General features: G+C 50.0%; 36 protein-coding genes. 7 read left to right on the forward strand and 29 right to left on the reverse strand.

Annotated elements, in window-relative coordinates:
• Positions 1–139 precede the first annotated feature (139 nt).
• Genes NG346_RS07295 through NG346_RS07310 form a run of 4 tightly spaced genes read left to right on the forward strand, consistent with a single transcriptional unit; the run spans position 140 to position 3,214 of the window.
• Positions 140–673, forward strand: a complete 534-nt coding sequence (locus NG346_RS07295; protein ID WP_262279887.1) for a chromate transporter — start codon at positions 140–142, stop codon at positions 671–673.
• 55 nt (positions 674–728) lie between these two features.
• Complete coding sequence (locus NG346_RS07300; protein WP_262279888.1) at positions 729–1,301, forward strand: chromate transporter; 573 nt, start codon at positions 729–731, stop codon at positions 1,299–1,301.
• A 51-nt stretch (positions 1,302–1,352) separates the two neighbouring features.
• Positions 1,353–2,042, forward strand: a complete 690-nt coding sequence (locus NG346_RS07305; protein ID WP_262279889.1) for a response regulator transcription factor — start codon at positions 1,353–1,355, stop codon at positions 2,040–2,042.
• Positions 2,039–3,214 (forward strand): sensor histidine kinase, encoded by a 1,176-nt coding sequence (locus NG346_RS07310; protein WP_262279890.1) that lies wholly within the window; start codon positions 2,039–2,041, stop codon positions 3,212–3,214. The genes NG346_RS07305 and NG346_RS07310 overlap by 4 nt, the downstream gene beginning before the upstream one ends.
• Positions 3,215–3,224: 10 nt before the next feature.
• Here NG346_RS07310 and NG346_RS07315 read toward each other — a convergent pair whose 3' ends face one another.
• The 6 genes from NG346_RS07315 to NG346_RS07340 form a co-directional block, all read right to left on the reverse strand.
• Positions 3,225–4,148: a DMT family transporter gene (locus tag NG346_RS07315; RefSeq protein WP_262279891.1), complete on the reverse strand. Its 924-nt coding sequence runs from the start codon at positions 4,146–4,148 to the stop codon at positions 3,225–3,227.
• 227 nt (positions 4,149–4,375) lie between these two features.
• Positions 4,376–5,410, reverse strand: a complete 1,035-nt coding sequence (arsB, locus tag NG346_RS07320; RefSeq protein WP_262288534.1) for an ACR3 family arsenite efflux transporter — start codon at positions 5,408–5,410, stop codon at positions 4,376–4,378.
• Positions 5,411–5,464: 54 nt separating this feature from the next.
• Positions 5,465–7,171 carry an arsenical pump-driving ATPase gene (gene arsA, locus NG346_RS07325; protein ID WP_262288535.1) on the reverse strand — a complete coding sequence of 569 codons (1,707 nt, stop codon included), beginning with the start codon at positions 7,169–7,171 and terminating at the stop codon, positions 5,465–5,467.
• Between the two features lie 8 nt (positions 7,172–7,179).
• A complete protein-coding gene (gene arsD, locus NG346_RS07330; RefSeq protein ID WP_262288536.1) occupies positions 7,180–7,602 on the reverse strand; it encodes an arsenite efflux transporter metallochaperone ArsD in 423 nt (140 codons plus the stop codon).
• Between the two features lie 91 nt (positions 7,603–7,693).
• Positions 7,694–8,026, reverse strand: a complete 333-nt coding sequence (locus NG346_RS07335) for an ArsR/SmtB family transcription factor (RefSeq protein WP_262288537.1) — start codon at positions 8,024–8,026, stop codon at positions 7,694–7,696.
• Positions 8,004–8,447 (reverse strand): arsenate reductase ArsC, encoded by a 444-nt coding sequence (locus NG346_RS07340; RefSeq protein ID WP_262288538.1) that lies wholly within the window; start codon positions 8,445–8,447, stop codon positions 8,004–8,006. Before NG346_RS07340 ends, NG346_RS07335 begins: the two co-directional genes overlap by 23 nt.
• A gap of 536 nt (positions 8,448–8,983) precedes the next feature.
• Here NG346_RS07340 and NG346_RS07345 point away from each other — a divergent pair.
• The 3 genes from NG346_RS07345 to NG346_RS07355 all read left to right on the forward strand — a co-directional run bounded on the left by NG346_RS07345 (position 8,984) and on the right by NG346_RS07355 (position 13,135).
• Positions 8,984–9,157: a hypothetical protein gene (locus tag NG346_RS07345; protein WP_262288539.1), complete on the forward strand. Its 174-nt coding sequence runs from the start codon at positions 8,984–8,986 to the stop codon at positions 9,155–9,157.
• A 348-nt stretch (positions 9,158–9,505) separates the two neighbouring features.
• Positions 9,506–12,097 (forward strand): fimbrillin family protein, encoded by a 2,592-nt coding sequence (locus tag NG346_RS07350; protein ID WP_262288540.1) that lies wholly within the window; start codon positions 9,506–9,508, stop codon positions 12,095–12,097.
• 267 nt (positions 12,098–12,364) lie between these two features.
• Entirely contained in the window at positions 12,365–13,135 is a 771-nt protein-coding gene (locus NG346_RS07355; protein ID WP_262279893.1) for a septal ring lytic transglycosylase RlpA family protein, read from the forward strand.
• Between the two features lie 90 nt (positions 13,136–13,225).
• Here NG346_RS07355 and NG346_RS07360 read toward each other — a convergent pair whose 3' ends face one another.
• From NG346_RS07360 to rplP, 23 genes are all read right to left on the reverse strand, one after another.
• Positions 13,226–14,125 (reverse strand): hypothetical protein, encoded by a 900-nt coding sequence (locus tag NG346_RS07360; protein WP_262288541.1) that lies wholly within the window; start codon positions 14,123–14,125, stop codon positions 13,226–13,228.
• Positions 14,126–14,291: 166 nt separating this feature from the next.
• Positions 14,292–14,888: a 50S ribosomal protein L17 gene (gene rplQ / locus NG346_RS07365; protein WP_262279895.1), complete on the reverse strand. Its 597-nt coding sequence runs from the start codon at positions 14,886–14,888 to the stop codon at positions 14,292–14,294.
• Between the two features lie 27 nt (positions 14,889–14,915).
• Entirely contained in the window at positions 14,916–15,908 is a 993-nt protein-coding gene (locus NG346_RS07370) for a DNA-directed RNA polymerase subunit alpha (RefSeq protein ID WP_262279896.1), read from the reverse strand.
• Positions 15,909–15,920: 12 nt separating this feature from the next.
• The gene (gene rpsD / locus NG346_RS07375) at positions 15,921–16,529 is read right to left on the reverse strand and encodes a 30S ribosomal protein S4 (protein WP_154535286.1); all 609 of its coding nucleotides are present in this window, start codon (positions 16,527–16,529) and stop codon (positions 15,921–15,923) included.
• 35 nt (positions 16,530–16,564) lie between these two features.
• Positions 16,565–16,954 carry a 30S ribosomal protein S11 gene (gene rpsK, locus NG346_RS07380; protein ID WP_154535288.1) on the reverse strand — a complete coding sequence of 130 codons (390 nt, stop codon included), beginning with the start codon at positions 16,952–16,954 and terminating at the stop codon, positions 16,565–16,567.
• A 19-nt stretch (positions 16,955–16,973) separates the two neighbouring features.
• Positions 16,974–17,354, reverse strand: coding sequence for a 30S ribosomal protein S13 (gene rpsM, locus NG346_RS07385; RefSeq protein ID WP_262279897.1), 381 nt, complete (start codon positions 17,352–17,354; stop codon positions 16,974–16,976).
• Positions 17,355–17,457: 103 nt separating this feature from the next.
• Positions 17,458–17,574: a 50S ribosomal protein L36 gene (gene rpmJ / locus NG346_RS07390; protein WP_009160995.1), complete on the reverse strand. Its 117-nt coding sequence runs from the start codon at positions 17,572–17,574 to the stop codon at positions 17,458–17,460.
• 23 nt (positions 17,575–17,597) lie between these two features.
• The gene (infA, locus tag NG346_RS07395) at positions 17,598–17,816 is read right to left on the reverse strand and encodes a translation initiation factor IF-1 (RefSeq protein ID WP_154535290.1); all 219 of its coding nucleotides are present in this window, start codon (positions 17,814–17,816) and stop codon (positions 17,598–17,600) included.
• Positions 17,817–17,820: 4 nt separating this feature from the next.
• A complete protein-coding gene (gene map, locus NG346_RS07400; protein WP_262279898.1) occupies positions 17,821–18,615 on the reverse strand; it encodes a type I methionyl aminopeptidase in 795 nt (264 codons plus the stop codon).
• A gap of 14 nt (positions 18,616–18,629) precedes the next feature.
• Positions 18,630–19,970 (reverse strand): preprotein translocase subunit SecY, encoded by a 1,341-nt coding sequence (gene secY, locus NG346_RS07405; protein WP_262279899.1) that lies wholly within the window; start codon positions 19,968–19,970, stop codon positions 18,630–18,632.
• Between the two features lie 2 nt (positions 19,971–19,972).
• Entirely contained in the window at positions 19,973–20,419 is a 447-nt protein-coding gene (gene rplO / locus NG346_RS07410) for a 50S ribosomal protein L15 (protein WP_262279900.1), read from the reverse strand.
• Positions 20,420–20,443: 24 nt separating this feature from the next.
• Positions 20,444–20,620: a 50S ribosomal protein L30 gene (gene rpmD, locus NG346_RS07415; protein WP_154535296.1), complete on the reverse strand. Its 177-nt coding sequence runs from the start codon at positions 20,618–20,620 to the stop codon at positions 20,444–20,446.
• A 15-nt stretch (positions 20,621–20,635) separates the two neighbouring features.
• Positions 20,636–21,148, reverse strand: coding sequence for a 30S ribosomal protein S5 (gene rpsE, locus NG346_RS07420; protein ID WP_154535297.1), 513 nt, complete (start codon positions 21,146–21,148; stop codon positions 20,636–20,638).
• Between the two features lie 6 nt (positions 21,149–21,154).
• Entirely contained in the window at positions 21,155–21,499 is a 345-nt protein-coding gene (rplR, locus tag NG346_RS07425; RefSeq protein ID WP_262279901.1) for a 50S ribosomal protein L18, read from the reverse strand.
• 20 nt (positions 21,500–21,519) lie between these two features.
• Positions 21,520–22,092 carry a 50S ribosomal protein L6 gene (gene rplF, locus NG346_RS07430; RefSeq protein ID WP_154535300.1) on the reverse strand — a complete coding sequence of 191 codons (573 nt, stop codon included), beginning with the start codon at positions 22,090–22,092 and terminating at the stop codon, positions 21,520–21,522.
• Between the two features lie 14 nt (positions 22,093–22,106).
• Positions 22,107–22,502, reverse strand: a complete 396-nt coding sequence (gene rpsH, locus NG346_RS07435; protein ID WP_154535302.1) for a 30S ribosomal protein S8 — start codon at positions 22,500–22,502, stop codon at positions 22,107–22,109.
• Between the two features lie 115 nt (positions 22,503–22,617).
• Positions 22,618–22,920 carry a 30S ribosomal protein S14 gene (gene rpsN / locus NG346_RS07440; RefSeq protein ID WP_154535303.1) on the reverse strand — a complete coding sequence of 101 codons (303 nt, stop codon included), beginning with the start codon at positions 22,918–22,920 and terminating at the stop codon, positions 22,618–22,620.
• Between the two features lie 3 nt (positions 22,921–22,923).
• Entirely contained in the window at positions 22,924–23,481 is a 558-nt protein-coding gene (rplE, locus tag NG346_RS07445; RefSeq protein ID WP_154535305.1) for a 50S ribosomal protein L5, read from the reverse strand.
• On the reverse strand, positions 23,481–23,798 hold the full coding sequence (gene rplX / locus NG346_RS07450; RefSeq protein ID WP_154535306.1) for a 50S ribosomal protein L24: 318 nt from the start codon (positions 23,796–23,798) through the stop codon (positions 23,481–23,483). The genes rplE and rplX overlap by 1 nt, the downstream gene beginning before the upstream one ends.
• Positions 23,799–23,815: 17 nt before the next feature.
• On the reverse strand, positions 23,816–24,181 hold the full coding sequence (rplN, locus tag NG346_RS07455) for a 50S ribosomal protein L14 (RefSeq protein WP_154535308.1): 366 nt from the start codon (positions 24,179–24,181) through the stop codon (positions 23,816–23,818).
• A 2-nt stretch (positions 24,182–24,183) separates the two neighbouring features.
• The gene (rpsQ, locus tag NG346_RS07460) at positions 24,184–24,441 is read right to left on the reverse strand and encodes a 30S ribosomal protein S17 (protein ID WP_154535309.1); all 258 of its coding nucleotides are present in this window, start codon (positions 24,439–24,441) and stop codon (positions 24,184–24,186) included.
• A gap of 11 nt (positions 24,442–24,452) precedes the next feature.
• Positions 24,453–24,647, reverse strand: coding sequence for a 50S ribosomal protein L29 (gene rpmC / locus NG346_RS07465; RefSeq protein WP_154535310.1), 195 nt, complete (start codon positions 24,645–24,647; stop codon positions 24,453–24,455).
• Positions 24,648–24,649: 2 nt separating this feature from the next.
• Entirely contained in the window at positions 24,650–25,078 is a 429-nt protein-coding gene (gene rplP, locus NG346_RS07470; protein ID WP_154535312.1) for a 50S ribosomal protein L16, read from the reverse strand.
• Between the last annotated feature and the right edge of the window lie 6 nt (positions 25,079–25,084).

Genomic DNA, 25,084 nt, shown 5'->3' on the forward strand with positions numbered 1-25,084 from the left:
GATGAGAATGCTTTCATACCATATTAAAGGTTTTTAATAGCCTTTCTTTGCCAACCCCGTCAAAGCTCCCTACCTTTGCAGTGTCAAACAGGAGAAACAGTTTCCTTGACATATAACGACATCTTTAATATAATAGGTAATGCTTTTAAAATTCTTTCTCACGTGTAATAAGATAGGTGCGTTCACCCTCGGTGGCGGTTATGCCATGATACCAATCATGGAACGGGAGTATGTCGACAAGAACCATTGGCTCGACCGAGAGGAGTTTATGGACATCATGGTGGTGGCGCAGACCACGCCCGGCATCTTCTCCATCGACATGGCAAGTCACATTGGCTACAAGTTGCGTGGCGTCTGGGGCGGCATCGTCGGTGCACTGGGCATCGCCCTACCCTCTATCATCGCAATACTGCTCATCGCCATCTTCTTCCATAACTTCAAGGATAACGTCTATGTCGAGAAGTTTTTCCGTGGCGTGCGCCCTGCTGTGGTAGCCCTCATCGCCGCTCCCTGCTTTAAGATGGCACGTACGGCGAAGATCACGTGGTCGACATGCTGGATCCCCGTGGTGAGCTGTCTGCTCATCGCCGCCTTCTCGGTGTCACCGATTTGGATCATCATCGTAGCAGGAGTGGGAGGATACCTGTATGGAAAGGTAAGAGTTAGAAGTTAGAAATTAGAAATTAGGAGTTATTCTCAATTAGAATTTATAAACAAAGAGATTAAGGATGATATTTCTCAAACTATTCTATGTATTCAGCAAGATAGGCATCTTTAACTTTGGAGGTGGCTACGCCATGCTGTCGCTGATCTATAGCGAGACGGTTGTGAAAAACCATTGGCTCACCAATGCAGAGTTTACTGACATCGTGGCCATCAGTCAGTCTACACCAGGACCTATCGGCATCAACGCCGCCACCTATGTAGGCTATACATCAGTCATCAATGCTGGCTATCCCGTGTGGGCAGCCGTGCTCGGTTCAGTGCTTGCCTCGCTGAGCATCATGTGGCTGTCGTTTATCCTGATGATCAGCATCAGTCATTATCTGCTCACCCACAAGGATGCGCCCTGGGTGAAGCATGTCTTTGCAGCACTGCGACCAGCCATCATCGGTCTCATCGCTGCCGCTGCACTGCTGCTGATGAACAAGGAGAACTTCGGTACACCGGCTCAAAGCATACCTTATTTTATTCTGAGCATCGCCCTGTGCGTGGCTGTCTTCTTTGCTACACTGCGCTATAAAGTCAACCCCATTTTGGCACTGCTTGTCTGCGGTATCGTGGGATTGGTTGTGTATTAGAAAAGAAAATAGTATTTTTGCACACGAAAGATACAATCAACAAAAAACGTTATGAAACGGATATTACTGGCTGAAGACGAGGAGAACATTGCCGACTTTGTGTGCCGTGGGCTGGAGAGTTTTGGCTTTGAGGTGGACAGAGCAAGCAGAGGTGACGAGGCTTGGGAGAAACTTCAGGCCAACGACTACGACTTGGCACTGCTCGACATCCGTATGCCGGGCATGACGGGACTCGACGTGTGCCGCCATCTGCGCGAGCAGAGGGGCTACGCACTGCCAGTGCTCATGCTCACCGCGCTCGGTACTACCGACGACATCGTACTGGGACTGCAAGCCGGAGCCGACGACTACATGGTGAAGCCGTTTAAATTCACCGAACTCGTGGCTCGCATCAATGCGCTGTTGCGACGCGTTGAAAGCTATCGCCAGGCGGCCCCGCTCACCTGCGGCGACCTGAGCATCAACGCGGCTACGCACAAGGCACGCCGGCAGGACACCGAAGTGGATCTGAGCACAAAGGAATACCGGCTGCTGGAATATCTCATGCGGCACGAGGGCGAGACGCTGACACGGCGACAGTTGCTGCGCGACGTGTGGGACAAGGACTTCGACACCAATACGAATGTCGTGGATGTCTATGTGCGCTATCTCCGACAGAAAATCGACGAGGGTTTTGAGCCGAAGCTTATCCACACCATCGTCGGCGTAGGCTACTGCTTCAGCAGGGAGGAAAGACCATGAAGACAGGACACAAGATTTCGCTCATCTACTCCGGCATTACCATCGGGCTGCTTCTCATCGCCGGCATGGTGTTTTACTTCTTCAGCTCCAACTACATCCGCAACCTCTACTTCCACTACATGCAGGAAAAGGCACATGCCGTGGCAGAGGAGAAGTTCTCCAAGGATGAGCTCGATCCTGTGAAATACCGCAATGTGGTCATCCGCCGAAAGGCTTCTATCCCTACCTCCAAGGAACTCTTTGTCAATGTGGAGAACCGCGACTTGGCACGACAGGTGCTCAGCGCTTATCTCGATGACGAGCAGATCAAGCAGCTCTACGCCAATCAGACAGTGAACTTCGAGCATGGGCAGGAGGTGGGAACGGCCTTTGTCTATTACGACAACACGGGCACCTTTGCCGTCATCGTACTCAGCCGAAATCCCTATGGTGCCGACATCTCACGCACACTGCGGTGGGCACTGCTCTTTCTCGTGCTCGTCTCTGCCGGCGTGCTCTGGCTCATCAGTCGTCTCTATGCCATGCGCATGCTCGACCGCATCGACCGCGACTATCAGACCGAAAAGATGTTTGTCAACAATGCGTCGCACGAGATCAACAATCCGCTGACGGCTATTCAAGGCGAATGCGAGGTGGGACTGTTGCGCGACTACTCTGCTCAGGAATATCAGGACATCCTGCGGCGTATCGCCCATGAAGCGGAGCGCGTGGTGACGATCATGCGTGAGCTGCTGCAATTCTCTCATGTCAGAAGTGGCGAGGAGATGACGGAACTCGAACCTGTGAACATTGCTTCCTTGTTGCAAAGCCTCACTGAGGGACGCTGCGAGTTGGACTGTAAGAGTGACTTCACGGTTTCCGCTGACGCTCATCTGCTGCGTATGGCTTTTCACAATCTCATCAACAATGCCATCAAATATTCCGACGGAAAGCCTGTCGCCATCACCGTGTCCGACCATCTTGTCGTGATTCGTGACCAAGGCATCGGCATTCCCAAAGACGATCTGCCGCATATCTTCGAACCGTTCTACCGCGCATCCAACACGGGTTCCGTGATGGGCCACGGCGTGGGGCTGGCCCTTGCCAAGGCTATTCTGGAGAAGCATGGAGCCAAAGTCAGCGTAGAGTCGCAGCAGGGTGAGGGCACGACGGTGTGCGTGGCTTTTCGTTAGTCCCTTTCCCCTACTTTCCTTTGTTGATGATATAGATTCCGGCTGTCGCCAAAGCTCCGGCCAGCACATATTTCCAATAGAACGTCTCGTGTAGGCAGAGACACGAGCTGACGGCACCGACCACGGGGATCAGCGAGTTGTAGATTGCGACTTTGCCGACAGGGTTGCAGGTGAGCAGCTTGTTATAGAGCGAGAAGCCTACGGTGCTGATGGCGATAAGCAGCAACAGCCAAAGGCTTCCCAATGCCGTGACGCGGGGTAGCGTGCCGCCGAAGAGCAGGCCGCAGCCTACGAGGATCAAGCCTCCGATAGCCAGACTATAGCCTGTACCGACAAACACGTTGACACGCTTGCCGAGTCCACGGGTGAGCAGTGAGGCGGTGGCACCGCAGAGTGCGTTGAGGATGATCATGCCGTCGCCGAGCCAGGTGAAGCGTCCACTGTCCGCACCTCCTAAGTTCAACGACAGAATACCGGCGAAACCTATCACGCATCCTACAATCTTGTTAGTGGTCATGCGGTCGCTCTTAAAGAACATACAAGCCATGATCACCACAGAAAACACGCTGAGCGAGTTGAGAATGGCGGCACGTGAACCCTCACTATGCGAGAGGCCAATATAGAAGAAGGCATAGTGCAGGGCGGTGTTGACAAGGCAAAAGAGCAACACATACCACCAGTCGGCGCCGTTTCTGACGTGGAAGTCCTTATGTCCGAGCTTCGCCATTGCCAAGATGATCAGTCCTGCTATACTGAATCGCACGCCGGCAAAGAGCATCTTGCTGCCTGTCATCATCGGACTAATCTGAAACTCGCCATAGCCCAACTTGATCAGTGGATAGGCAAAGCCCCACGCTATGGCTGCCGTCAAAGCAAAGATTGCCACCCACAGCGGGCGTTGAAAAATGGATACCGATTGCGTCTTCTTCATCATTTCTTATGTCATTACCATCATGCCGGCACGCGTTTGTTTCGTCATGCCGATCAAGATTCAATGCAAAGGTAAGACATTTTTTCCATTTTCCGTCATAGTCAAATACAATACTGCGACTGCATTTACCTGCGACAGCTGCTAAGTTTGACACACAGTGTTTATTCTTCGCCGTGCAAAACGCATCCATGCATCACCGCGAGAAACGTCGGATCTGCATGCCAACACATTTAATGGAATCGGTCTCTCGTCGCCTTGGCGATTCTCACCAATGAGAGCATGATGGGCACTTCGGTGAGCACGCCGACGGTGGTGGCAAGAGCAGCACCGCTCTGCAAGCCGAACAGACTGATGGCTACGGCGACAGCCAACTCGAAGAAGTTGGACGCTCCAATCATTCCTGCGGGGGCCGCGATGTCGTAGGGAAGGTGCCAGGCCTTGGCCCATCCATAGGCAACGGCAAAGATGAGGTAGGTCTGGAGGATGAGTGGCACGGCGATGAGCACGATATGGAGGGGATTGCGCAGAATGGTCTCACCTTGGAAGGAAAAAAGGATGACGAGTGTGAGCAGTAATCCGGCTGTGGTGTATCGGTCGAACTTATGTACGAATACTTGCTCGAAATACTCCTTGCCCTTCCGCTTGATGACCATTGTGCGCGTGACGATACCGGCGATGAGCGGAAGCACCACGAAAAGCACTACACTCAGCAGCAGTGTGTCGTAAGGTATCTCCACGCCGCTCACTCCCAAGAGCAAAGCCACGATGGGCGCGAAGGCCACGAGGATGATAAGGTCGTTGACAGCCACCTGCACGAGTGTGTAAGCAGGATTGCCGTTGGAGAGATAGCTCCAGATAAACACCATCGCCGTGCAGGGAGCGGCTCCCAAGAGTACGGCACCAGCCAGATATTCGTGGGCCAGTGGCGTAGGTATCCACCGCTGAAAGACCACAAAAAGAAAGAACCATGCGATGCCGAACATAGTGAAAGGCTTGACGAGCCAGTTGACCACACACGTCACCACCAGCCCCTTGGGATGCTTGGCCACATTCTTCACGCTTTGGAAGTCCACTTTCATCATCATCGGGTAGATCATCACCCAGATGAGAATGGCCACGGGAATGCTCACATGAGCATACTCAAAACGCGAAAGCGTCTGTGGAAGGGCAGGCAGAAACTTGCCCACCGCAATGCCAACAACAATACACAGCAGTACCCATAACGTAAGGTACTTGTCAAAGAATCCAATTTTTCTTTCTTCCATGATAAACGAAAACGATATTCTCTTTCTTTGTGATACAAATGAAAAGCTCTGTTGTTATTTGATCCAAGGGCGCAACACCAAGTGACCACCGGTGATGCGTCTGACCTCTTCAATCCATTTCGCCTCGCTACTTGCTTTTGCACGCAGGAAACTGTCGGTGGAATGGTTTAGGATGAGACACTGGTTGACCACCCACCACTGCTGATGAATGCCTGCACGCTCAAGGTCAGCGCGCAGACGCTTTGCCTCCAGCACGGGTGTAGGCTCAGGCAGGGTGACGATGACAAACTCCGACTGACTGTCGTCGCGCAGCCTGGGCAGCAAGCGCTGAACGGCAACAGGGGCGTCGCCCTCGCTATGGGCTATCTGTCGGTCGTAGCTCTGCGTGGAATCGAGCAGCAGCAAGGCATGACCCGTTGGCGCCGTGTCGATGACAACCGTCTTATTGTCGGCCTGCATCACGATTTCGGCAAAACGGCGGAAAACAGCAATCTCCTGGGTGCAAGGACTGCGCAGGTCTTCCTCGATGTAGGAGAAGTCGGTCACGCCGGCCTCACGAGCCTTCTTTCTGACCTCATCCTTGTAGGCCTCCAATACTTTTTGCTCGTCGATGACAGCCATTTCAATACCGGCATGCTCAGCTAAATGGGCGTTAAGATGATTGGCAGGGTCAGTGGTGGTGAGCAGTACGTCGTCGCCTAACTGTTTCAGCCCCAAGGCTATCTGCATGGCAATAGTGGTCTTGCCAACACCTCCCTTGCCCATGGTAAACACCACGCGCTTGCCCGTGTCGTGGATGGTGCGGATGAGGGTGTCGAGGGATTTGTAGTCGCCGATACTTTCAGAAAGCGAAGCATCGACTGAGCTGTCAGCATGAAGCATCTTGCGGATGTTGCCCACGGAGTCCATGTCGTAAGAGCGCAACGGCACATACAGGGTCTCCATTGCAGCCAAAGTATCGGGCATCGCGTCTAAGGCCTGCTGTTGTGTGGCGTACATTTCTGCAGCCAGCTCATCGTTGTTGTTGGGAGACTCCATGAGCCCGTTGACCACAAGTAGTTGATTTGCAATGCCTAACTGCCGGAGTTCACGTGCTGACCGGTCAGCCTCCTTGAGCGCAGCCTGTTGCGGTCTGCTGACCAGTATCAGCTTGGTCTTGCTGCCATCAGCCAAGTTGTCCACAGCCTGCCGGTAAACTTCCTTACGTTCTTCGAGTCCCGACAGTTGTCCAAGGCACGAGGCACCATGCTTGCTCGTCTTGATGAAAGATGTCCAGGCCGTTGGCAGCTGGAGCATGCGCAGGGTGTGGCCGGTGGGCGCTGTGTCGAAGATGATGTGGTCATACTTGCGCGCATCCTCTGCATTGGTGAGGAAGTCGGAGAACTGGTTGAAGGCGGCAATCTCCACAGTGCAGGAGCCTGACAACTGTTCTTCCATATTGGCGATAGCAGAGTCGGGCAGCACACCACGGTAAGGACCTACCACCGACTCGCGATACTCGTCGGCAGCCTTGATCGGATCGAGGTTGACCACGGTCAGTCCCGTCACTTCTGCAATAGGCGTGCCGTGCTGCGAGATGTCCTGGTGGAAGACATCCTGAAGATTGGAAGCAGGATCGGTGCTGATAAGCAGAACCTGTTCGCCTTTGTCGGCCATGGCAATAGCAGTGGCGCAGGCCAGACTGGTCTTGCCCACGCCACCCTTACCGGTGAAGAACAGATATTTCTGTTGCTCCACCTCTTGGATAGCATATTCTTTCATCGCTACATCTATTTGCCACAGCAGCAACCGCTGTCGTGACTGTCTTTGTGCTCTCCACAGCAGCAACCGCCCTCATGGGATTCCTCTTCTTCACAGCAAGTGCTCTGTCTGACAGGAACAAATGTCAGGTCCTTACCTGTCCACTCACTCATCTGTGCAGTCGTGGGATATTGTCCCACGACTGCAATCTCACCACCGACAAGTGTTATGGGCAGCACGTCGGCGCCTTTGTCTTGAAGCAGCTGCTTCACCTTTTCGTTGTGGATAAAAGCCTGTGGCTCACTGCTCAGATTATGGCGTTTCACCTCGATGCCCATATTCTTCAATGCATCAATGAGCGTGGCGATACGCAGCAAGTTCTTGTCAACACTGGGGCCGCAAACTCCTGTGGAGCAGCACATGGCCGGGTCGAAAATCTCAATCTCTTTCATGGTAAATATACTTTATTAGTTGTTTGCAAAACTACGAATAATGTTTCTATTATAATAGGCGGGCGACACACTACCCGCCTACTGTCGTTTATTACTTTCCGCAACCGCAGTCCGAGCCCTTGATCTCCTTAGAGAAGAAATTACAGAATAGCTCGTGGGCATACTGCCAGTTGTCGCGGTTGATGCAGTATCTCACTTTTGGAGCCTCAATGGTACCTTGGATGAGTCCGGCATCCTTGAGTTCCTTGAGGTGCTGACTGACGGTGGCCTTGGCGATGGGCAGCTCGTCGTGGATGTCGCCGAAGTAGCATTCCTGCCTGCTGGCGAGGAACTGCAATATCTGTATTCTGGCGGGATGGGCCAGTGCTTTGGCAAAGCGTGCTATCTGCTCGGCCTTGAGGCTATAGTCTCGTTTCGTGTCCATGAGTGTCTTGAATATATTTATGATAGAATTCATTGAATATCAATGTGATATGATCCCTTGTGGATCGGAATACAGAGAGTTGCTCTTCCCTTGTACCCTTTGCCTGTGCTGGGTCAGGGAAGCCCAAATGCAACCGATGTTTCACATTCCCCACAAAGACAGGACACGTTTCCCGTGCATGGTCACAAACGGTAATCACGAAGTCCCACTCCTCATGCGTATACTCTCTGACATCGTGTGGCTGCAAATCGCGAACAGGCATTCCTGCCTCCTCCATCACTTCTACGGCCAACGGATGCGTATTGTGGGCAGGACGCGTGCCTGCCGACCTCACATAGAGTCCGGCATCCAAATGCTGTAGGCATGCTTGCGCCATCTTGCTGCGACAACTGTTACCAGTGCAGAGAATCAATATCTTCATATCGTTCGCAAAGATACGAACATAAGAACTATCCACCAAAGCAATCTGATATTCATTAACAATATTTAAAGCCACGGGGCATTGATTTCTCATAAATCTGATAATTCCTGCACATTATATTCGGACACACGTTGCGCTGATTTCTCTTGACAAAACTATGTTCTGCGCAACTCACAAAATAGAAATGAGATCTATGGATTTCCGGTTATCCGGTCCCATCTCAGACTTGTCGCAAGACCCAACCAGTGATTTCGTGTTGTCATCTCAGCCTTTTGACACGATCATCTCGGTGATTTGTCTGGGTCATCTCGCCGATTTTGTCCTGTCGAAAGCCTGAGGTGGCAGGGAAAAGGCAGGAAAACATTGCGAAAACAAGGCCGTTTCGGCATGTCATAAAAGGCGAGATTATACAACACGTTGATTATCTGTTACTTATAAAAACACGCTTATTTTCGCAAAAATCAGAGCAGGATAGGCCTTCGCCCGAAAGAAACGATTCTCGTGGGCGGAAAATTGTCAGTTTTATCAACAGCTAAATGCTCTGCCTCACCCCCGTGCCCCTCTCCAAAGGAGAGGGGAGTGAGGCTACTAAAAAAAACTTGGGCGAGAACGTGGAGATGTCGCAAAAACTCCGTATCTTTGCAGCGGAGTTGATGTGCGGCCCGCCGCATGTCTTCGCCGGACATAGTCGTGTCGTCGCCGTCGGCTAAGCGTAGCCGGCACACCAAAGGCCGCGACACATAAAGACGTTTACAAACATTATCTTCAACTTTCAAACGTAGGAAATTTGAATCTCTCATGAAGATGTGCGAGGTGAACGTCCGCGTAAGGTATGCTTATATGCTTACCCCAAAGGGTATGCTGTATCATATCGCGTGGGCGTTCTGTGCATATTGCCCATGAGAGAGGTTTCCTACGACCTGAAAGTTGGGTGACTCTGTACAGATGCCCACGTTTTTTATGTCCTCACATGAACACATTATATATATAAAGGGAGCCGAATCAGGGGCGATTCTATAGGCACGAAAAAGTAAGTAATATTAAAGGTCTGTAGAATTATGCGATTACGTCACTCTGTTTCTAAGTTCCGCTCTTGTGACCTGCTGCTGTTGTCACTAAGCGCGCTGTCGTTTCTCACCGGTTGCAGTGAGACGCTGACCGACAGCACGCCCGTTCTCTCTTCCGAACCAATCTCGTTTAAGGTGGATGCCATCGACGGCACGCCGGTCACCCACTCTTCGAGCGCCTCGGCCAAGGGCTCCCGTGGCGTAGCGGCCGCCGCTATTTCCACGGCTCCTGCGCCCGATCCCCAGTCTTATTTTGCCGCTCCGCTGAAGACGACGGGCGGCGGCCACACGCTCTATCTCCATCCGCTCGTCTCCGAGCGTGTGGGCGGCGCTATGGCCGAGAAGGTCACCGACGAGCCGCTCACGCGCGGCACGCGCATCGAATCTATCAACCAACTCAAGCAGTTTGGCGTGTCCGCCATCCCATACGCCAATGACAACGCCTTTGCCTCGGCCACGCCCAACAGCCTCTTCTACAACGAGACGGCTACAAACGCAAGCTATGGTTGGAAGACTGCCAACGAGCACTATTGGCCTGCCACCGACAAGGTGGCCTTCTATGCCTACGCTCCCATTCCTTCTTCTTCCAATGGGCTGACGCTGTCCTCCGGCAGCACAGCGGGCACGCCCTACATCGACTATGCCCTTCCCGCCACTGCGGAGAACCAGCCCGACCTGATCGTGGCCACAAACAAAGGCCTGACGCTCGCCACTGTTGGCACCAACAAGGCTGTGCCGCTCGCCTTCGACCATCAGCTCACCTCCATCCGCTTCGTGGCCGGACCGGACATGCCGTCGGGAAAGATTACCTCGATGGGCTTCACAAACATCGCCACCAAAGGACGGCTGTCGCTGGGCGGCAACTGGACGACGACGGCCACGGGCAACTACACCGTCAGCAACATGAGTCTACAGCTCATGGGCTCAGAGAACCAAAAGAACCAGGATATTATCTCCGGAACAAAGACGTTGCTGATGATTCCGCAGTCGTTTACCACGGACAATCAGAAGATTGCCATCACCTACGTCTTCGACGGCAACACGTATAACCTCACCGGTTCACTCAAAGGCACGTCGTGGGACAAGGGCCAGTCCATCGTCTACAAGGTCTCGCCTCACTCCGTCTCAAAGTTGCAGTTGGGCAGCATCACCTTTGCCACATCATGGGGCAGCAACTATCCCAAGACGGCCTTTGCCGCCGGCGATGCCGTGGGCATCTATGTGGCTGATGCCAACGGACTGAAATACAGCAACGTCATGCTGACACTCGGGTCCGATGGCAAGTGGACACCAGCCTCCCGTGTGCTCCTGCCCGAGAACTGCAAGTACTATGTCTATTATCCCTATAGCACGAGTGGCCTCGCCAACACGGGCAAGGCTGCCACTGATGCCGCCACGTTCTTTGCCTCCGGTATATCGGCATGGAACCCCAACGCAAATCAAAGCACGCTTGCTAACCTATATAACAGTGACCTGCAAGTGGCCGCAGGCGTTGTCTCCACAACAAATGCTTCTACCGTGAACTTTAGCATGAGCCATCAGATGGGACTGGCGGTCATCACGCTAAAGTCCGGTACCGTGACGAACCATTATCTGAGCACGGATAAGAGCTATACATTCACGAATACACAGACAATGAAGGCTTCCAACTCCTTTACCGGACAGATACCCATCTTGCATTCAACAGATAATTATGTGAAAGTCATAAAGCCAAAGACAAGCACAACGTTTGGTACATCAGATAATGTGCTTGGGAAATGGAGTGCAGCCGTCACCGCAAGTGGTGCTGGAGCAGTTGCGTCCCTGAATGCGATTCCGTCTGCTACTCAACCTTACTTCCTAAAGCCCGGCGATGTATATTACAGTGACGGAGCGATAACACATAATGAGGAAAGTCTCGCAAATGGCAAAACGCCTATCGGTATCGTGGGATATGTGGGAAGCAACTACTGGACGGAGAAAGATACCAAGGCAAAGGGGATAGGCGGTCATGGTTTGGTGATGGGCTTAAAGACTATCGGTTCCACTGGTACTACAGATCATAATACTGCCTATGCATGGAATACAAGCGAAACCGATGATGGCAGGTCAAAGGTAAACACGTCAGCTCTTATTGTTGGCTCATCTACCCAATCTTACGGCTCAGGCTATAAAGAATCAGTGGCCTTGAACAACTCTGCCCATCCTGCGGCACAGGCAGCACTTGCCTATACCACATTGAAGGCTCCGTCTACCTCTACCGGTTGGTTCCTGCCAACGGCCGGCCAGTATTATGCCATCATGCATGCCATTGGCGGTTACCCGTCGAGTGGCTGGAACATTAATGATTTCGTATCTAACATGACAACGGTTTCGTCCAAAGTAAATACCGCTTTGGGCAAGGTGGGCGCGAACAACTATACCGAGTTCTTCCAAGCGGAGAACACTTGGGAGTGGACCTCTACGGAGGTTTCCGCCACGTTTGCGATCGACATCGATTCTGGAGTCGATGATAGGATGGGGGATGGCTCTATACGCTTTATCAGCACTGGTCGTAGTACCAAGTCAGCGCTCTCGTCAGTTCGCCCTTTCCTCGCATTTTAATCCCCTTAATATATAGAGTAATCGCAGTAACACCTGCAAGTCGTGAGACTTGCCACAAGCATCTCGCTAAACTCTAAGAGATGTATATAATTCAACCTTTGGGCTTGTGGGCTGTGAAGTTCGCAAGCCTTTTAAGTAATAGCACCGGTATATCTTAAACGACAGATCGAAAAAAGTGTATCTATTTATAGGCCTCAATCTGCCCGCTTATCATCTTTCTACATCAAAATCACTTGATTCTCAGATATTTTTCGTATCTTTGCCACTATGAAGCATCAGCATACGCATAGACTCGCTTGTTTGGTCTTGCTGTTGCTTACGCTCACAGCATCGGCGCAACACCGGTCGCAGAAAGGCAAGGCCACGTACTACTCCCGTAAGGCTACGGGAGCAAGGACGGCTGACGGCGGACGACTGCATCACGACAGTCTGACCTGCGCCCACCGCACACTGCCCTTCGGCACTCTGCTCAAGGTCACCAATCTCAGAAATCAGAAGAGCATCATCGTCAAGGTCACAGACCGTGGTCCCTATCGCCGCGGCTGCATCATAGATCTGAGCTATGGCGCGGCAGCACAATTAGGTATGCTCGCACAAGGTCTGGCCATGGTGGAAGTGCAGCGCGTGTCGGGCAACAACCCACCCTATCGCATGGACGACGTGGAGACGGGTATGCCGGACTTTGAATTTGACTTCTCTAAGGCACGCTACAGTTTCATCAAGGAATGGAACCAAAAAGCCGACGAGGAGCACGAAATGGAGGACAAACGCTTAGCAGCCAGAAAGCAACAGGCGGCCAAACGACTGGCGGAAATAAAAGAGGCAAAGATTGCCAAAGAAGAGAAAAAGGAAGAAGAACGGAAACTGACTGCCAGCCAACAAGCGAAAGAAAGACAGCAGATGATGGCTGCGCATCATCCCGGAACTCCCAGCAATCAAAAAAAGCCTTCTTCGCGCCCGCAAACAGGCACAAAGAAGGAAGATCCGTCGATATGGCGTAGCGTGTTTCAGAAAGTCAAGAACTGGTTCGGTGACTGAGCAGAAGACAAAAAAATCCCTGATACCATGTTAGTGTCAGGGAATAACATTATTATGAATATGATTTAATCAGCTTAAGCAGATACCTACTTAACGAGCCTGGGCATATACCTTTGACGTAGGAATATTGAACTCACTCACTTTAGAGATGTTGCGATTGCCTTGCACAACGCTGACACAGAAGCGGACGGCACCATTGCGAAGACCATTGTCGGAAGTGATAATGGCAGTATAGCGGATGCCTTTGCCCGGATCGATACGCTCTACATGCATGTTAGGCGAGATGTAGATATGCTTGTTACCCGTCGTCTCAAGAACCGTTGGTACCACATCCATGACTGCTTGCTTACCTACATTATAAACTTCAAAGATAATCTTGCAAAGCTCACCGCGCTGTATCGTTCCATCCTCATTGTCGTCGACGAAACGAGCATTGCGGATCTCTAAGGACGGTGTATAGGTGAAGCCTTTGGCAATCTGCTCTACGCTCGAATGCTGTGGCATACGGGTTTGTGGCTGCTGGGCACTGTAGTTGCCGGTGTAATCACTCGACTGGAAGTCGTAGATACGATCGTCATGATTGTTATTGCCATCGAAGCCACTGCCATAACTAGAAGAGTCAACCACTGACTCCTGATCACTTGGCGCTTCGCTATACTCCCTACCATAACCAGGAACTACAGTCTGTCCATAGCGGTCTTGATAAGGAGCCCCGTCGCGTTCTACTGATCTTCTGCGTTGCATATCACCAACACGCGAAGCCTGACGCTGATCAGCAGCCTGACCAACAGCTGCACCGACAGCAGCACCACCTGCCATACCAACGATCGTTCCCAAATCAGAGCCGCGAGGGCCTCCCGAGATACCACCAATAGCAGAGCCGAGGATAGAGCCAATCTGAGCGCCGGAGAATGCGCCGGCACCAGTATATGAGTCGCAACTATAAAGCAGCGTAGACATACATATCAATAGTAGAAACGTCTTTTTCATGATCATGTCCTTTCTTAATTGACGCAACAAAATTAGGAAAAAATGTCGAAATCGCCAAATCATTTTTCCCTATTCATATTAGGGGAATCCCTATAAAAAAAAGCACTTGCCCAAATCAATGAGCAAGTGCTTTTGTTTTATCTTCAAAGAATGATTCTCAAAGAGATTATTCAGCCTTTGGTGCCTCTGCCTCAGGAGCTTTCTTCTCAGCAGAAGCGGTCTTCTTCTTTGCAGAAGCAGCCTTCTTCGCTGCAGGAGCAGCCTTTTTCTCAGCGGGAGCAGCAGTCTTCTCTGCGTCTGCGGAAGCAACAGCCTCCTCTGCCGGAGCAGCCTCGACAGCCTTCTTGGTAGAGCGACGGCTACGACGAGTCTTCTTCTCTGCCTTAGGAGCCTTAGCCATGTTCTCATCGAAGTCTACAAGCTCGATGAAAGCAATCTCTGCAGCATCGCCCTGACGAAGACCGAGCTTAATCACACGAGTGTAGCCACCCGGACGGTCTGCAACCTTAGCAGCGATTGTGCCGAAAAGCTCCTTCACTGCATACTTGTCCTGCAGATAACGGAAGACAACACGACGGCTGGTGGTGGTGTCGTTCTTAGAACGTGTGATCAAAGGCTCTACATACTTCTTCAAAGCCTTGGCCTTTGCGAGAGTCGTAGTGATTCTTTTGTGCATGATCAGGCTAGATGCCATGTTTGCCAGCATGCTAGCACGATGAGATGCAGTACGACCCAGATGGTTGAATTTTTTATTGTGTCTCATTTGTTTTTGAATGAATAGGGACCAGAATTACTCCTTGTCCAATTTATACTTTGAAATGTCAGTTCCAAACGACAGATTCAGACTCTCGAGCAAATCATCAAGCTCTGAGAGCGATTTCTTACCGAAGTTGCGGAACTTCAAGAGGTCGGTCTTGTTGTACTGTACCAAGTCACCAAGTGTCTCGACGTCGGCAGCCTTCAGACAGTTGAGTGCACGAACACTGAGGTTCATATCAGTCAGCTTGGTCTTCAGCAATTGACGCATGTGCAGTACCTCCTCATCAAACTCCTGATTGCCGTCCTGATCGGGGTTCTCAAGAGTAATCTTCTCGTCAGAGAAGAGCATGAAGTGATAGATAAGGATCTTTGCAGCCTCTTTCAGTGCATCCTTCGGGTGGATGGAACCGTCCGTTGTGACTTCAATGACGAGCTTGTCGTAGTCGGTCTTCTGCTCGACACGAGTAGGCTCTACACTGTATTTCACATTGCGGATAGGGGTGTAGATGGAATCGATCGGAAGTTGATTGACATCCGTGCAGAACTGACGGTTCTCGTCAGAAGGCACATAGCCACGACCCTTGTTGATCGTCAGGTCGATCTGCATGGTTGCCTTGGAGTCTAAATGACAAATCACCAAATCAGGGTTTAACACTTCAAATCCAGTCAGATACTTACCGATATCACCGGCTTTGAATTCTGTGGAATTCTCAACGGTGATACTAACTTTCTCGTTCTCGAATTCTTCTACTACTTGTTTGAATCGAACTTGCTTGAGATTCAAAATGATGTTGGTCACATCTTCCTTGACACCGGGCACGGAAGAAAACTCATGCTCAACACCGGCGATACGCACAGTATTGATAGCATAGCCTTCCAGCGATGAAAGAAGGATGCGTCGCAGGGCGTTACCGATGGTAACACCGAAGCCAGGCTCGAGAGGGCGGAACTCAAACTTTCCGTAGTGGTCGTTAGCCTCCAGCATCACTACTTTATCAGGTTTTTGAAATGCTAATATCGCCATTAATTTAATGATTTATTGTTTAGAGTACAACTCAACGATTAACTGCTCCTTGATATTCTCAGGAATGTCAGCGCGCTCAGGCTTGTGAAGGAACTTACCACTCTTTGTGTTCTCATCCCACTCCAACCAAGGATACTTGCTGTGGTTGAAGCCTGCAAGAGCAGCCTCGATCACCTCAAGAGACTTAGCCTTCTCGCGAACAGCAACGATCTGACCAGGCTTCACCTGATAAGAAGGAATGTTCACTACCTGACCGTCAACAGTGATGTGCTTGTGGCTAACCATCTGACGAGCAGCTGCACGTGTAGGAGCAATACCCAAACGATAAACTACATTGTCGAGACGGCTCTCAAGCAACTGAAGCAGATTCTCACCAGTAATGCCGTCTGCCTTTGCTGCCTTGTCGAACAAGTTGCGGAACTGACGCTCAAGAACACCATAAGTGTACTTAGCCTTCTGCTTCTCAGCCAGCTGCATACCATACTCAGACTGCTTGCGGCGACGGTCGTTGCCATGCTGCCCCGGGGGGAAGTTGCGCTTAGAAAGAACCTTGTCAGCACCAAAGATGGCCTCACCGAAACGGCGTGAAATTCTAGATTTTGGACCTATATATCTTGCCATAATTTAATCTCAATTTAACTATTGTACCACGTAAATTATACACGACGACGCTTGGGAGGACGGCAGCCATTGTGTGGTAACGGCGTAACGTCTACAATCTCTGTAACCTCGATACCAGCGCCGTTGACGGCACGAATAGCACTCTCACGTCCATTGCCCGGACCCTTCACGAAAGCCTTGACCTTGCGGAGGCCCAAACCATAAGCTACCTTTGCGCAATCCTCAGCTGCCATCTGTGCAGCGTACGGTGTGTTCTTCTTAGAACCACGGAAGCCCATCTTACCAGCAGATGACCAGGAGATCACCTGACCCTCGCTGTTGGCAAGAGATACTATGATATTGTTGAACGAGCTATGGACATGAAGTTGTCCCATAGCGTCAACTCTGACGTTTCTTTTCTTAGATGTTGCTTTTGTCTTTGCCATAATTAATTTCTCCTCTTAATTACTTGGTAGCCTTCTTCTTATTAGCAACAGTCTTCTTCTTACCCTTACGGGTACGAGCATTGTTCTTTGTGCTCTGTCCGCGAACGGGAAGACCATTACGATGACGAACACCACGGTAGCAACCAATATCCATCAGGCGCTTGATGTTCATTTGTACCTCTGAGCGAAGGTCACCCTCCACCTTGAATTCAGCGCCGATAATCTCACGGATCTTGGCTGCCTGATCGTCATTCCATTCGCTGACTTTCAGGTCGCGGCTCACGCCGGCCTTATCCAATATCTTTGCTGAACTACTTCGACCTATACCATAGATATAAGTCAATGCGATTTCGCCACGCTTATTCTGGGGCAAATCTACTCCAACAATTCTTATTGCCATTAGTTGAATAAAATAATAATTTAAAAAATAGTGTCTTCTTGCTAAAAAGCACGCAAAGGTACTAATTTATTGTGACATTAGCACCTGATTACGTTTTTTTAACTTAGCCCTGACGCATCTTATACTTAGGATTCTTCTTGTTGATAACAAAAAGACGACCCTTACGACGTACAATCTTGCAGTCGGGTGTGCGCTTCTTCAATGATGCTCTTGTTTTCATATCGTCAGATATATAAAAAAATATTATTTGTATCGGAACTCAATACGACCTTTGGTCAAGTCGTAAGGACTCATAGCCACTTTAACCTTATCACCGGGGAGAATCTTGATGTAATGCAAACGCATCTTTCCCGAAATGTTTGCGATGATCTTCACTCCGTTTTCCAACTCCACGCGAAACATAGCGTTGGAAAGGCTTTCGATAACTGTACCGTCCAGTTCTATTGCTGACTGCTTTGACATAATATTAATCTTCTTCTAAATGTTCAATTTCTTCGAATGTTGATAAAATCTCGGCGCCATCTTTACGTATGGCAATCGTGTGCTCGAAATGAGCGGCTGGCTGACCATCACGAGTGATGATACCCCATTTGTCGGGGAGCAACCAGATCTTGCGGTCTCCCATCGTAATCATCGGCTCAATGGCAATGCACATACCTGCTTTCAACAAGACACCATTACCACGAGAGCCATAGTTGGGAACAGGAGGATCTTCATGCATCTCACGACCAATACCATGACCGGTCAACTCACGAACAACGCCATAGCCAAACGACTCGCAATAGTCTTGTATGGCAGCTCCTATATCTCCAAGATGGTGACCGGGACGTGCCTGCTCTATACCTTTATATAAGCTTTGCTTCGTGACCTTCAACAGATTCTTCACCTTGTCACTCACCTCACCTACACAGAATGTATAGCAACTGTCACCATTGTATCCATCGAGCAGTGTACCACAATCTACAGAGATGATGTCACCCTCCTTAAGAATACACTTGTCACTTGGTATACCGTGCACGACAACATTGTTGACCGATGTACAGATAGAGCCAGGAAAAGGCCCTCCAAAAGGATTGGGGAAGTTCTTGAATGTTGGTGTAGCACCATGATCGCGTATGAACTCCTCAGCGATATGATCCAATTGGAGCGTTGAGACTCCTGGCTTTATATGACGACCAACCTCAGCTAAGGTCGCACCGACAAGTCGGTTGGCCTTTCGCATAAGGTCTATTTCATCTTCAGTCTTAAGAAATATTTTCATTCTAAGAGACTAAATCAATATGCGCTAACTGCTCCTGCCGGTCTGGTATGACCTGCATTCAGCAATCCATCGTAGTGGCGCATCAGCAAGTAGCTCTCAATCTGCTGTAAAGTATCAATAACCACACCTACTGTAATCAGCAAGGAGGTACCACCAAAAAACTGAGAGAAAGCGTCCTGCACATTCAGCAATCCGGCAAGAGCTGGCATGACGGCGATGAAAGCGATGAACAGAGATCCAGGGAAAGTGATACGAGACATAACAGTGTCGATATACTCAGCAGTGTCATGACCGGGCTTCACTCCCGGAATAAATCCGTTGTTGCGTTTCAAGTCCTCAGCCATCTGTTGAGGATTCAAAGTAATAGCCGTATAGAAGTAGGTGAAAGCGACAATGAGAATCACATAGACGATGTTATACATCAGACTTCTGTTGTTCAGCATATCGCGTACCCACCAGGAAGCACCGTCACTCTGATACTGGACAATAGCCAATGGGATGAACATCAATGCCTGCGCAAAGATGATAGGCATCACATTAGCAGCAAACAACTTCAAAGGGATATACTGTCTTGCTCCACCATACTGCTTGTTGCCGACCAGACGCTTTGCATACTGGACAGGCACCTTGCGAGTGCCCTGAACAAGGAGGATAGAAGCCATGATGACAGCATAGAGAATAAGGATCTCGACGATGAACATCACAAGTCCACCACCGGAGATGGCAGTGAAACGAGAGCTGACCTCCTGCATGAAAGCCTGAGGCAGGCGGGCAATAATACCCAGCATGATGATCAAGGAGATACCGTTTCCCACGCCCTTATCAGTAATGCGCTCACCCAGCCAAAGGATGAACATACTACCTGCGGCTAAGATAATGGTAGCGGGCACCATGAATACAGGCCAAGCAATACCGCTTGCCAGTGCCTGGCTGGCCTGCATCTTCAGGTTAATCAGGTAACTCGGTGCCTGAAAGAGCAAGATAGCTACCGTCAGCACACGAGTATACCATTGAATTCTTTTCTGCCCGCTTTCGCCTTCACGCTGCATCTTCTGAAAATAAGGCACAGCGACGGCGAGCAACTGCATAACGATGGAAGCCGAGATGTAAGGCATAATACCAAGCGCAAAGATAGATGCGTTGGAAAATGCGCCACCGGAGAACATGTCCAACAGTGACATCAAGCCACCTTTGGTTTGCGACTGCAATTGGTCGAGTTTAGCCGGATCAATACCCGGTAATACTACAAATGAACCGAAACGGTAGATAGCCGTAAACAAAAGGGTGATGAGAAGCCGCTGACGCAGATCTTCAACCCTCCAACAGTTCTTCAGTGTCTCTATAAGCTTTTTCATTGTTAGATTTTGGTTGCGTTACCACCGGCAGCCTGGATAGCTGCCTCTGCAGATTTAGAGAAAGCGTTGGCCTCGACGTCAATCTTGGCCTTCAGCTCACCATTTCCTAAAACTTTAACAGGTTTCTTACCATTGGTCAGGCCAGCAGCAACAAGCTCTGCTACGCCGATCTTAGTAAGGTTCTTCTCCTCAGCAAGCTTCTGGAGTGTAGAGAGGTTGACAGGGAAGAACTCAACGTGGTTGATGTTCTTGAAGCCAGCCTTCGGCACACGACGCTGCAAAGGCATCTGACCACCTTCAAAGCCAATCTTTCTCTTATAGCCAGAACGAGCCTTAGCACCCTTATGACCGCGGGTAGAAGTACCACCAAGTCCAGAACCTGGACCACGACCGATACGACGACGAGAGTGGGTAGAACCCTTAGCCGGGGTTAATGTATGTAATTTCATGATTTCGTCTGAATTTAAAGATTATTACTTCACCTCTTCAACCAAATGGAACACCTTGCGGATCATGCCACGGTTGCTAGGAGTATCTTCAACCTCGACCACCTGAGAAATCTTGTGGAGGCCAAGAGCGATGAGTGTACGCTTCTGATCGACAGGAGCACCAATACGACTCTTAATCTGCTTGATTTTGATTGTTGCCATAGTTTTGTTACCCTATTAACCGTTAAACACTTTGTCCATTGCAATGCCACGCTCACCAGCGATCTGATAAGCATCACGCATCTCTGAGAGAGCTGCGAAAGTAGCCTTCACCAAGTTGTGGGCATTGGAAGAACCCTTAGACTTTGCGATGACATCTGTGATACCTGCACTCTCCAGCACAGCACGCATAGCACCACCGGCCTTCAGACCGGTACCGGCTGCTGCCGGCTTCAGGAGAACGATTGCACCACCGAACTTCACCTCAACCTCGTGAGGAACAGTACCCTTAAGTACAGGAACCTTCACCAAGTTCTTCTTGGCAGCCTCAGTGCCTTTGGCGATAGCAGCGGTAACCTCACCGGCCTTACCCAGACCGTAGCCAATCACGCCCTTACCATCACCAACAACGACGATGGCAGCGAATGTAAACGTACGACCACCCTTTGTAACCTTCGTCACACGGTTGATAGCAACCAAGCGGTCTTTCAATTCTGCGTCACTATTTACTTTTACTTTATTCATTGCCATAATCGATTAAAATTTAAGACCACCCTGACGTGCAGCATCAGCCAAAGCCTGCACACGACCATGATAGAGGTAACCATTGCGGTCGAAGACCACTGTCTCAATGCCAGCAGACTTTGCTTTCTCAGCGACCAGTGCGCCGACCTTCTCAGCCTGTTGGATCTTAGGCATCTTTTCCATACCCAGAGAAGAAGCAGAAGCCAAAGTACGGCCATCTACATCATTGATCACCTGAGCGTAGATCTGCTTGTTAGAACGGAATACACTGAGACGTGGGCGCTCAGCAGTTCCGTTGACGTGCTTGCGGATACGGAACTTTATCTTAATTCGTCTTTGTTCTTTCTTTGTTGTCATAATAGTAAATTCTTATAAAATTACTTAGCTGCAGCGGTCTTACCAGACTTTCTGCGGATGACTTCACCCTTGAACAGGACACCCTTACCCTTGTAAGGCTCAGGTTTGCGGAAAGAACGGATTTTAGCACAAATGAGACCCAGCAACTGCTTGTCGGCACACTCCAGAGTGATGAGAGGGTTCTGGTTACGCTCAGACTTTGTCTCAACCTTCACTTCCTTAGGAAGCTCGATGAAGATAGGGTGAGTATAACCCAAAGAGAACTCAATCAGGTTGCCCTGGTTGCTGACACGATAACCAACACCTACAAGCTCCAGCTCCTTCTTGAAGCCCTCGCTCACGCCAACGATCATGTTGTTGATCAGTGCGCGATAGAGGCCGTGGAAAGCCTGCTTCTGCTTGTAGTCGACGGGGCTGTTCTCGTCGACAGAAAGTGTGATGACACCGTCCTGGAAATCAAACTTAATAGAAGGATCAATCTGCTGAGAGAGTTCACCCTTAGGACCTTTAGCAGTAACAACAGAAGATTTCTCGTCGAAATTAACTGTAACACCTGCCGGTACGTGAATTGGCAATTTTCCTATTCTAGACATCTTGTAACCTCCTATTAATAAACATAGCAAAGAACCTCACCACCGATCTTAAGATCAGCAGCCTCCTTGTCGGTCATGACACCCTTGGACGTAGATAAGATGGCGATACCCAGTCCGTTAATTACTCTCGGCATGTCTTTATATCCTGTGTAACGGCGAAGACCAGGAGTAGAGACGCGCTTCAAACACTTGATAGCGTTTTGCTTGGTTTCAGGATTGTACTTCAAGGCAACCTTGATAGTACCCTGAGGGCCATCTTCGATGAACTTATAGTTCAGGATGTAACCCTTCTCGAAGAGAATCTTTGTGATAGACTTCTTCAAGTTAGACGCAGGAACCTCGACCACACGATGGTGAGCCATGATAGCGTTTCTGAGTCTTGTCAGATAATCGGCAATTGGATCTGTCATAAATATAAATGTTTAATTAATCGGGACTACCCCGACAATATTAAAAAATGATCTTGTAATCAGGTCAGGCGCTGGCGTCCCACTAGCCAGCCACCAACCTGTAGTGAAAGGTGAGTTACCAGCTAGCCTTCTTGACTCCGGGGATCAAGCCCTGAGAAGCCATCTCGCGGAACTGAATACGTGAGATGCCGAACTGACGCATGTAACCTCTTGGACGACCGGTGATCTTGCAACGGTTGTGCAGACGGATAGGGTCAGCGTTCTTAGGGATAGCCTGAAGTTTACGGGCAGCCTCATAAGCCTCTGCGATATCGTTGGTAGTAGCGATGACCTTCTTCAGCGCTGCACGCTTTTCAGCGTAACGTGCGATGAGTTTAGCGCGCTTTACCTCGCGGGCTTTCATTGATTCTTTTGCCATAACTTATTTATCGTTTTTAGCGTTTTTAAATGGGAGACCGAAGGCCTTCAGAAGAGCGAAACCTTCCTCGTCAGTCTTGGCAGAAGTCACAAAGGTAATGTTCATACCCTGAATGCGGTCTACCTGGTCGATGTTGATCTCCGGGAAGATGATCTGCTCTGTGATACCCAATGTGTAATTACCACGACCGTCGAACTTGGTATTGATACCCTTGAAGTCACGGATACGAGGCAGAGAGATACGAACGAGTCTCTCAAGGAACTCATACATGCGCTCGCGACGGAGAGTCACCATGACACCGATAGGCATCTCTTTACGCAGTTTGAAGTTGGCGATATCCTTCTTAGAGTAGGTTGCCACAGCCTTCTGACCTGTGATTGCGGTGATCTCGTTAATGGCTACATCCACGATCTTCTTGTCCTGCGTAGCATCACCCAAGCCCTGGTTGATGACGATCTTCTTCAGAACAGGGATCTGCATAGCTGAAGAGTAGTTGAACTGTTTCTGCAGTGCAGGAGCGATCTCCTCCTTGTACTTTTTCTTTAACTGTGCTGTATCCATTACTTAATCTCCTCCCCTGATTTTTTAGCGATACGAGTGACAGTCTTACCCTCGCGCTTGATAGCGATACGGGTAGCCTTGCCGCTCTTCGGGTCGATAAGTCCCAAATTAGAGATGTGAATAGGAGCCTCCTGCTTAACGATACCACCCTGAGGATTCTTAGCTGAAGGCTTTGTGCTCTTTGACACCATGTTGATGCCTTCCACGATGGCGCGGTTTTCTTTAACCAGCACTTTGAGCACTTTACCGGTCTTGCCCTTATCACTACCGGTGCGGACAATCACGGTATCGTCTTTTTTGATATGTAACTTATTCATTCGTGTACGTTTTAGAATTAAAGCACCTCAGGTGCGAGGGAGACGACCTTCATGTTGACAGCGCGAAGCTCACGAGCCACGGGGCCGAAGATACGGCTTCCACGAAGTTCACCAGCGTTGTTAAGCAGCACACAAGCGTTGTCGTCGAAGCGGATGTAAGATCCGTCGGGACGACGGATTTCCTTCTTCGTGCGAACGATCAAAGCCTTAGATACTGCACCTTTCTTCAAGTCACTGGAAGGGATGACATTCTGTACAGCCACAACGATGACGTCACCCACACTGGCGTAACGACGGCCGGTACCACCGAGAACACGGATGCACATTGCCTCGCGTGCGCCGCTGTTATCACATACTGTAAGTTTTGATAATGCCTGTATCATGATTACTTAGCTTTTTCTACGATTTGTACTAATCTCCATCTCTTAGTCTTAGAGAGTGGACGAGTCTCCATGATCTGAACAGTGTCACCTACATGAGCCTCGTTGTTCTCGTCATGAGCGTGGTATTTTTTAGTCTTCTGGACAAACTTACCATAAATAGGGTGCATCTCCTTGAACTTGGCAGCCACGACGATGGTTTTTTCCATCTTGTCGCTGATCACCACACCCTGTCTTACCTTTCTTAAATTTCTCTTTTCCATCTGTCCGTGAATTATTTATTAAGTTCTCTCTGGCGGAGCACGGTTTTCATCCGTGCGATGTCGCGACGCGTAGCCTTAATCGTGGATGGATTCTCGAGCGGAGTTACCTGATGGTTGAGCTTCATCTGATTCAAAGCTGCCTCAGTCTGCTCCAGCTTCTCGCGCAGGTCCTTGTCGGCGAGTTCTGTAATTTCTTTAATCTTCATAATTAAGCGTTTTTATCAAAATCGCGTCTGATGACGAACTTAGTCTTGACTGGGAGTTTCTGAGCGGCCAAGCGCAGTGCCTCTTTGGCGACTGCCAGGCTCACGCCCTCTACCTCGAAGAGGATACGTCCCGGAGTTACGGGAGCTACCCATCCAGCAGGATCACCCTTACCTTTACCCATACGGACATCAGCAGGCTTGCGAGTGATAGGTTTGTCAGGGAAGATACGGATCCACACCTGACCTTCACGATTCATATAACGGTTGACAGCTACACGGGCTGCCTCGATCTGACGGCTGTCGAGCCATTTAGCCTCAAGTGTCTTGATGCCGAAGGTTCCGAAAGCCAGCTCAGTACCTCTGTGGGCGTTGCCTTTGTTGCCGCGCCCGTCTTGAGGTCTTCTATATTTTACTCTTTTTGGCTGTAACATTGTAGC

Source organism: Hallella absiana, assembly GCF_025457485.1.
In the GTDB taxonomy this organism is placed as follows: Bacteria; Bacteroidota; Bacteroidia; order Bacteroidales; family Bacteroidaceae; genus Prevotella; species Prevotella absiana.

Coding starts and splice junctions, on each gene's coding strand:
- NG346_RS07300 (WP_262279888.1), top strand. CDS start 729: ATGATATTTCTCAAACTATTCTATGTATTCAGCAAGATAGGCATCTTT.
- rpsM (WP_262279897.1), bottom strand. CDS start 17,354: ATGGCAATAAGAATTGTTGGAGTAGATTTGCCCCAGAATAAGCGTGGC.
- NG346_RS07310 (WP_262279890.1), top strand. CDS start 2,039: ATGAAGACAGGACACAAGATTTCGCTCATCTACTCCGGCATTACCATC.
- rplE (WP_154535305.1), bottom strand. CDS start 23,481: ATGGATACAGCACAGTTAAAGAAAAAGTACAAGGAGGAGATCGCTCCT.
- NG346_RS07335 (WP_262288537.1), bottom strand. CDS start 8,026: ATGGACACGAAACGAGACTATAGCCTCAAGGCCGAGCAGATAGCACGC.
- arsD (WP_262288536.1), bottom strand. CDS start 7,602: ATGAAAGAGATTGAGATTTTCGACCCGGCCATGTGCTGCTCCACAGGA.
- NG346_RS07295 (WP_262279887.1), top strand. CDS start 140: ATGCTTTTAAAATTCTTTCTCACGTGTAATAAGATAGGTGCGTTCACC.
- NG346_RS07360 (WP_262288541.1), bottom strand. CDS start 14,125: ATGAAAAAGACGTTTCTACTATTGATATGTATGTCTACGCTGCTTTAT.
- arsA (WP_262288535.1), bottom strand. CDS start 7,171: ATGAAAGAATATGCTATCCAAGAGGTGGAGCAACAGAAATATCTGTTC.
- infA (WP_154535290.1), bottom strand. CDS start 17,816: ATGTCAAAGCAGTCAGCAATAGAACTGGACGGTACAGTTATCGAAAGC.
- rpsE (WP_154535297.1), bottom strand. CDS start 21,148: ATGGCAATGAATAAAGTAAAAGTAAATAGTGACGCAGAATTGAAAGAC.
- map (WP_262279898.1), bottom strand. CDS start 18,615: ATGAAAATATTTCTTAAGACTGAAGATGAAATAGACCTTATGCGAAAG.
- NG346_RS07355 (WP_262279893.1), top strand. CDS start 12,365: ATGAAGCATCAGCATACGCATAGACTCGCTTGTTTGGTCTTGCTGTTG.
- NG346_RS07315 (WP_262279891.1), bottom strand. CDS start 4,148: ATGATGAAGAAGACGCAATCGGTATCCATTTTTCAACGCCCGCTGTGG.
- rpmC (WP_154535310.1), bottom strand. CDS start 24,647: ATGAAGATTAAAGAAATTACAGAACTCGCCGACAAGGACCTGCGCGAG.
- rplR (WP_262279901.1), bottom strand. CDS start 21,499: ATGACAACAAAGAAAGAACAAAGACGAATTAAGATAAAGTTCCGTATC.
- rplQ (WP_262279895.1), bottom strand. CDS start 14,888: ATGAGACACAATAAAAAATTCAACCATCTGGGTCGTACTGCATCTCAT.
- NG346_RS07345 (WP_262288539.1), top strand. CDS start 8,984: ATGCTCTGCCTCACCCCCGTGCCCCTCTCCAAAGGAGAGGGGAGTGAG.
- NG346_RS07305 (WP_262279889.1), top strand. CDS start 1,353: ATGAAACGGATATTACTGGCTGAAGACGAGGAGAACATTGCCGACTTT.
- rpsN (WP_154535303.1), bottom strand. CDS start 22,920: ATGGCAAAAGAATCAATGAAAGCCCGCGAGGTAAAGCGCGCTAAACTC.
- rpsH (WP_154535302.1), bottom strand. CDS start 22,502: ATGACAGATCCAATTGCCGATTATCTGACAAGACTCAGAAACGCTATC.
- rpsD (WP_154535286.1), bottom strand. CDS start 16,529: ATGGCAAGATATATAGGTCCAAAATCTAGAATTTCACGCCGTTTCGGT.
- secY (WP_262279899.1), bottom strand. CDS start 19,970: ATGAAAAAGCTTATAGAGACACTGAAGAACTGTTGGAGGGTTGAAGAT.
- rpsQ (WP_154535309.1), bottom strand. CDS start 24,441: ATGGAAAAGAGAAATTTAAGAAAGGTAAGACAGGGTGTGGTGATCAGC.
- rpmD (WP_154535296.1), bottom strand. CDS start 20,620: ATGGCAACAATCAAAATCAAGCAGATTAAGAGTCGTATTGGTGCTCCT.
- rpsK (WP_154535288.1), bottom strand. CDS start 16,954: ATGGCAAAGACAAAAGCAACATCTAAGAAAAGAAACGTCAGAGTTGAC.
- rplN (WP_154535308.1), bottom strand. CDS start 24,181: ATGATACAGGCATTATCAAAACTTACAGTATGTGATAACAGCGGCGCA.
- NG346_RS07370 (WP_262279896.1), bottom strand. CDS start 15,908: ATGGCGATATTAGCATTTCAAAAACCTGATAAAGTAGTGATGCTGGAG.
- rpmJ (WP_009160995.1), bottom strand. CDS start 17,574: ATGAAAACAAGAGCATCATTGAAGAAGCGCACACCCGACTGCAAGATT.
- rplF (WP_154535300.1), bottom strand. CDS start 22,092: ATGTCTAGAATAGGAAAATTGCCAATTCACGTACCGGCAGGTGTTACA.
- arsB (WP_262288534.1), bottom strand. CDS start 5,410: ATGGAAGAAAGAAAAATTGGATTCTTTGACAAGTACCTTACGTTATGG.
- rplO (WP_262279900.1), bottom strand. CDS start 20,419: ATGAAATTACATACATTAACCCCGGCTAAGGGTTCTACCCACTCTCGT.
- rplX (WP_154535306.1), bottom strand. CDS start 23,798: ATGAATAAGTTACATATCAAAAAAGACGATACCGTGATTGTCCGCACC.
- NG346_RS07350 (WP_262288540.1), top strand. CDS start 9,506: ATGCGATTACGTCACTCTGTTTCTAAGTTCCGCTCTTGTGACCTGCTG.
- rplP (WP_154535312.1), bottom strand. CDS start 25,078: ATGTTACAGCCAAAAAGAGTAAAATATAGAAGACCTCAAGACGGGCGC.
- NG346_RS07340 (WP_262288538.1), bottom strand. CDS start 8,447: ATGAAGATATTGATTCTCTGCACTGGTAACAGTTGTCGCAGCAAGATG.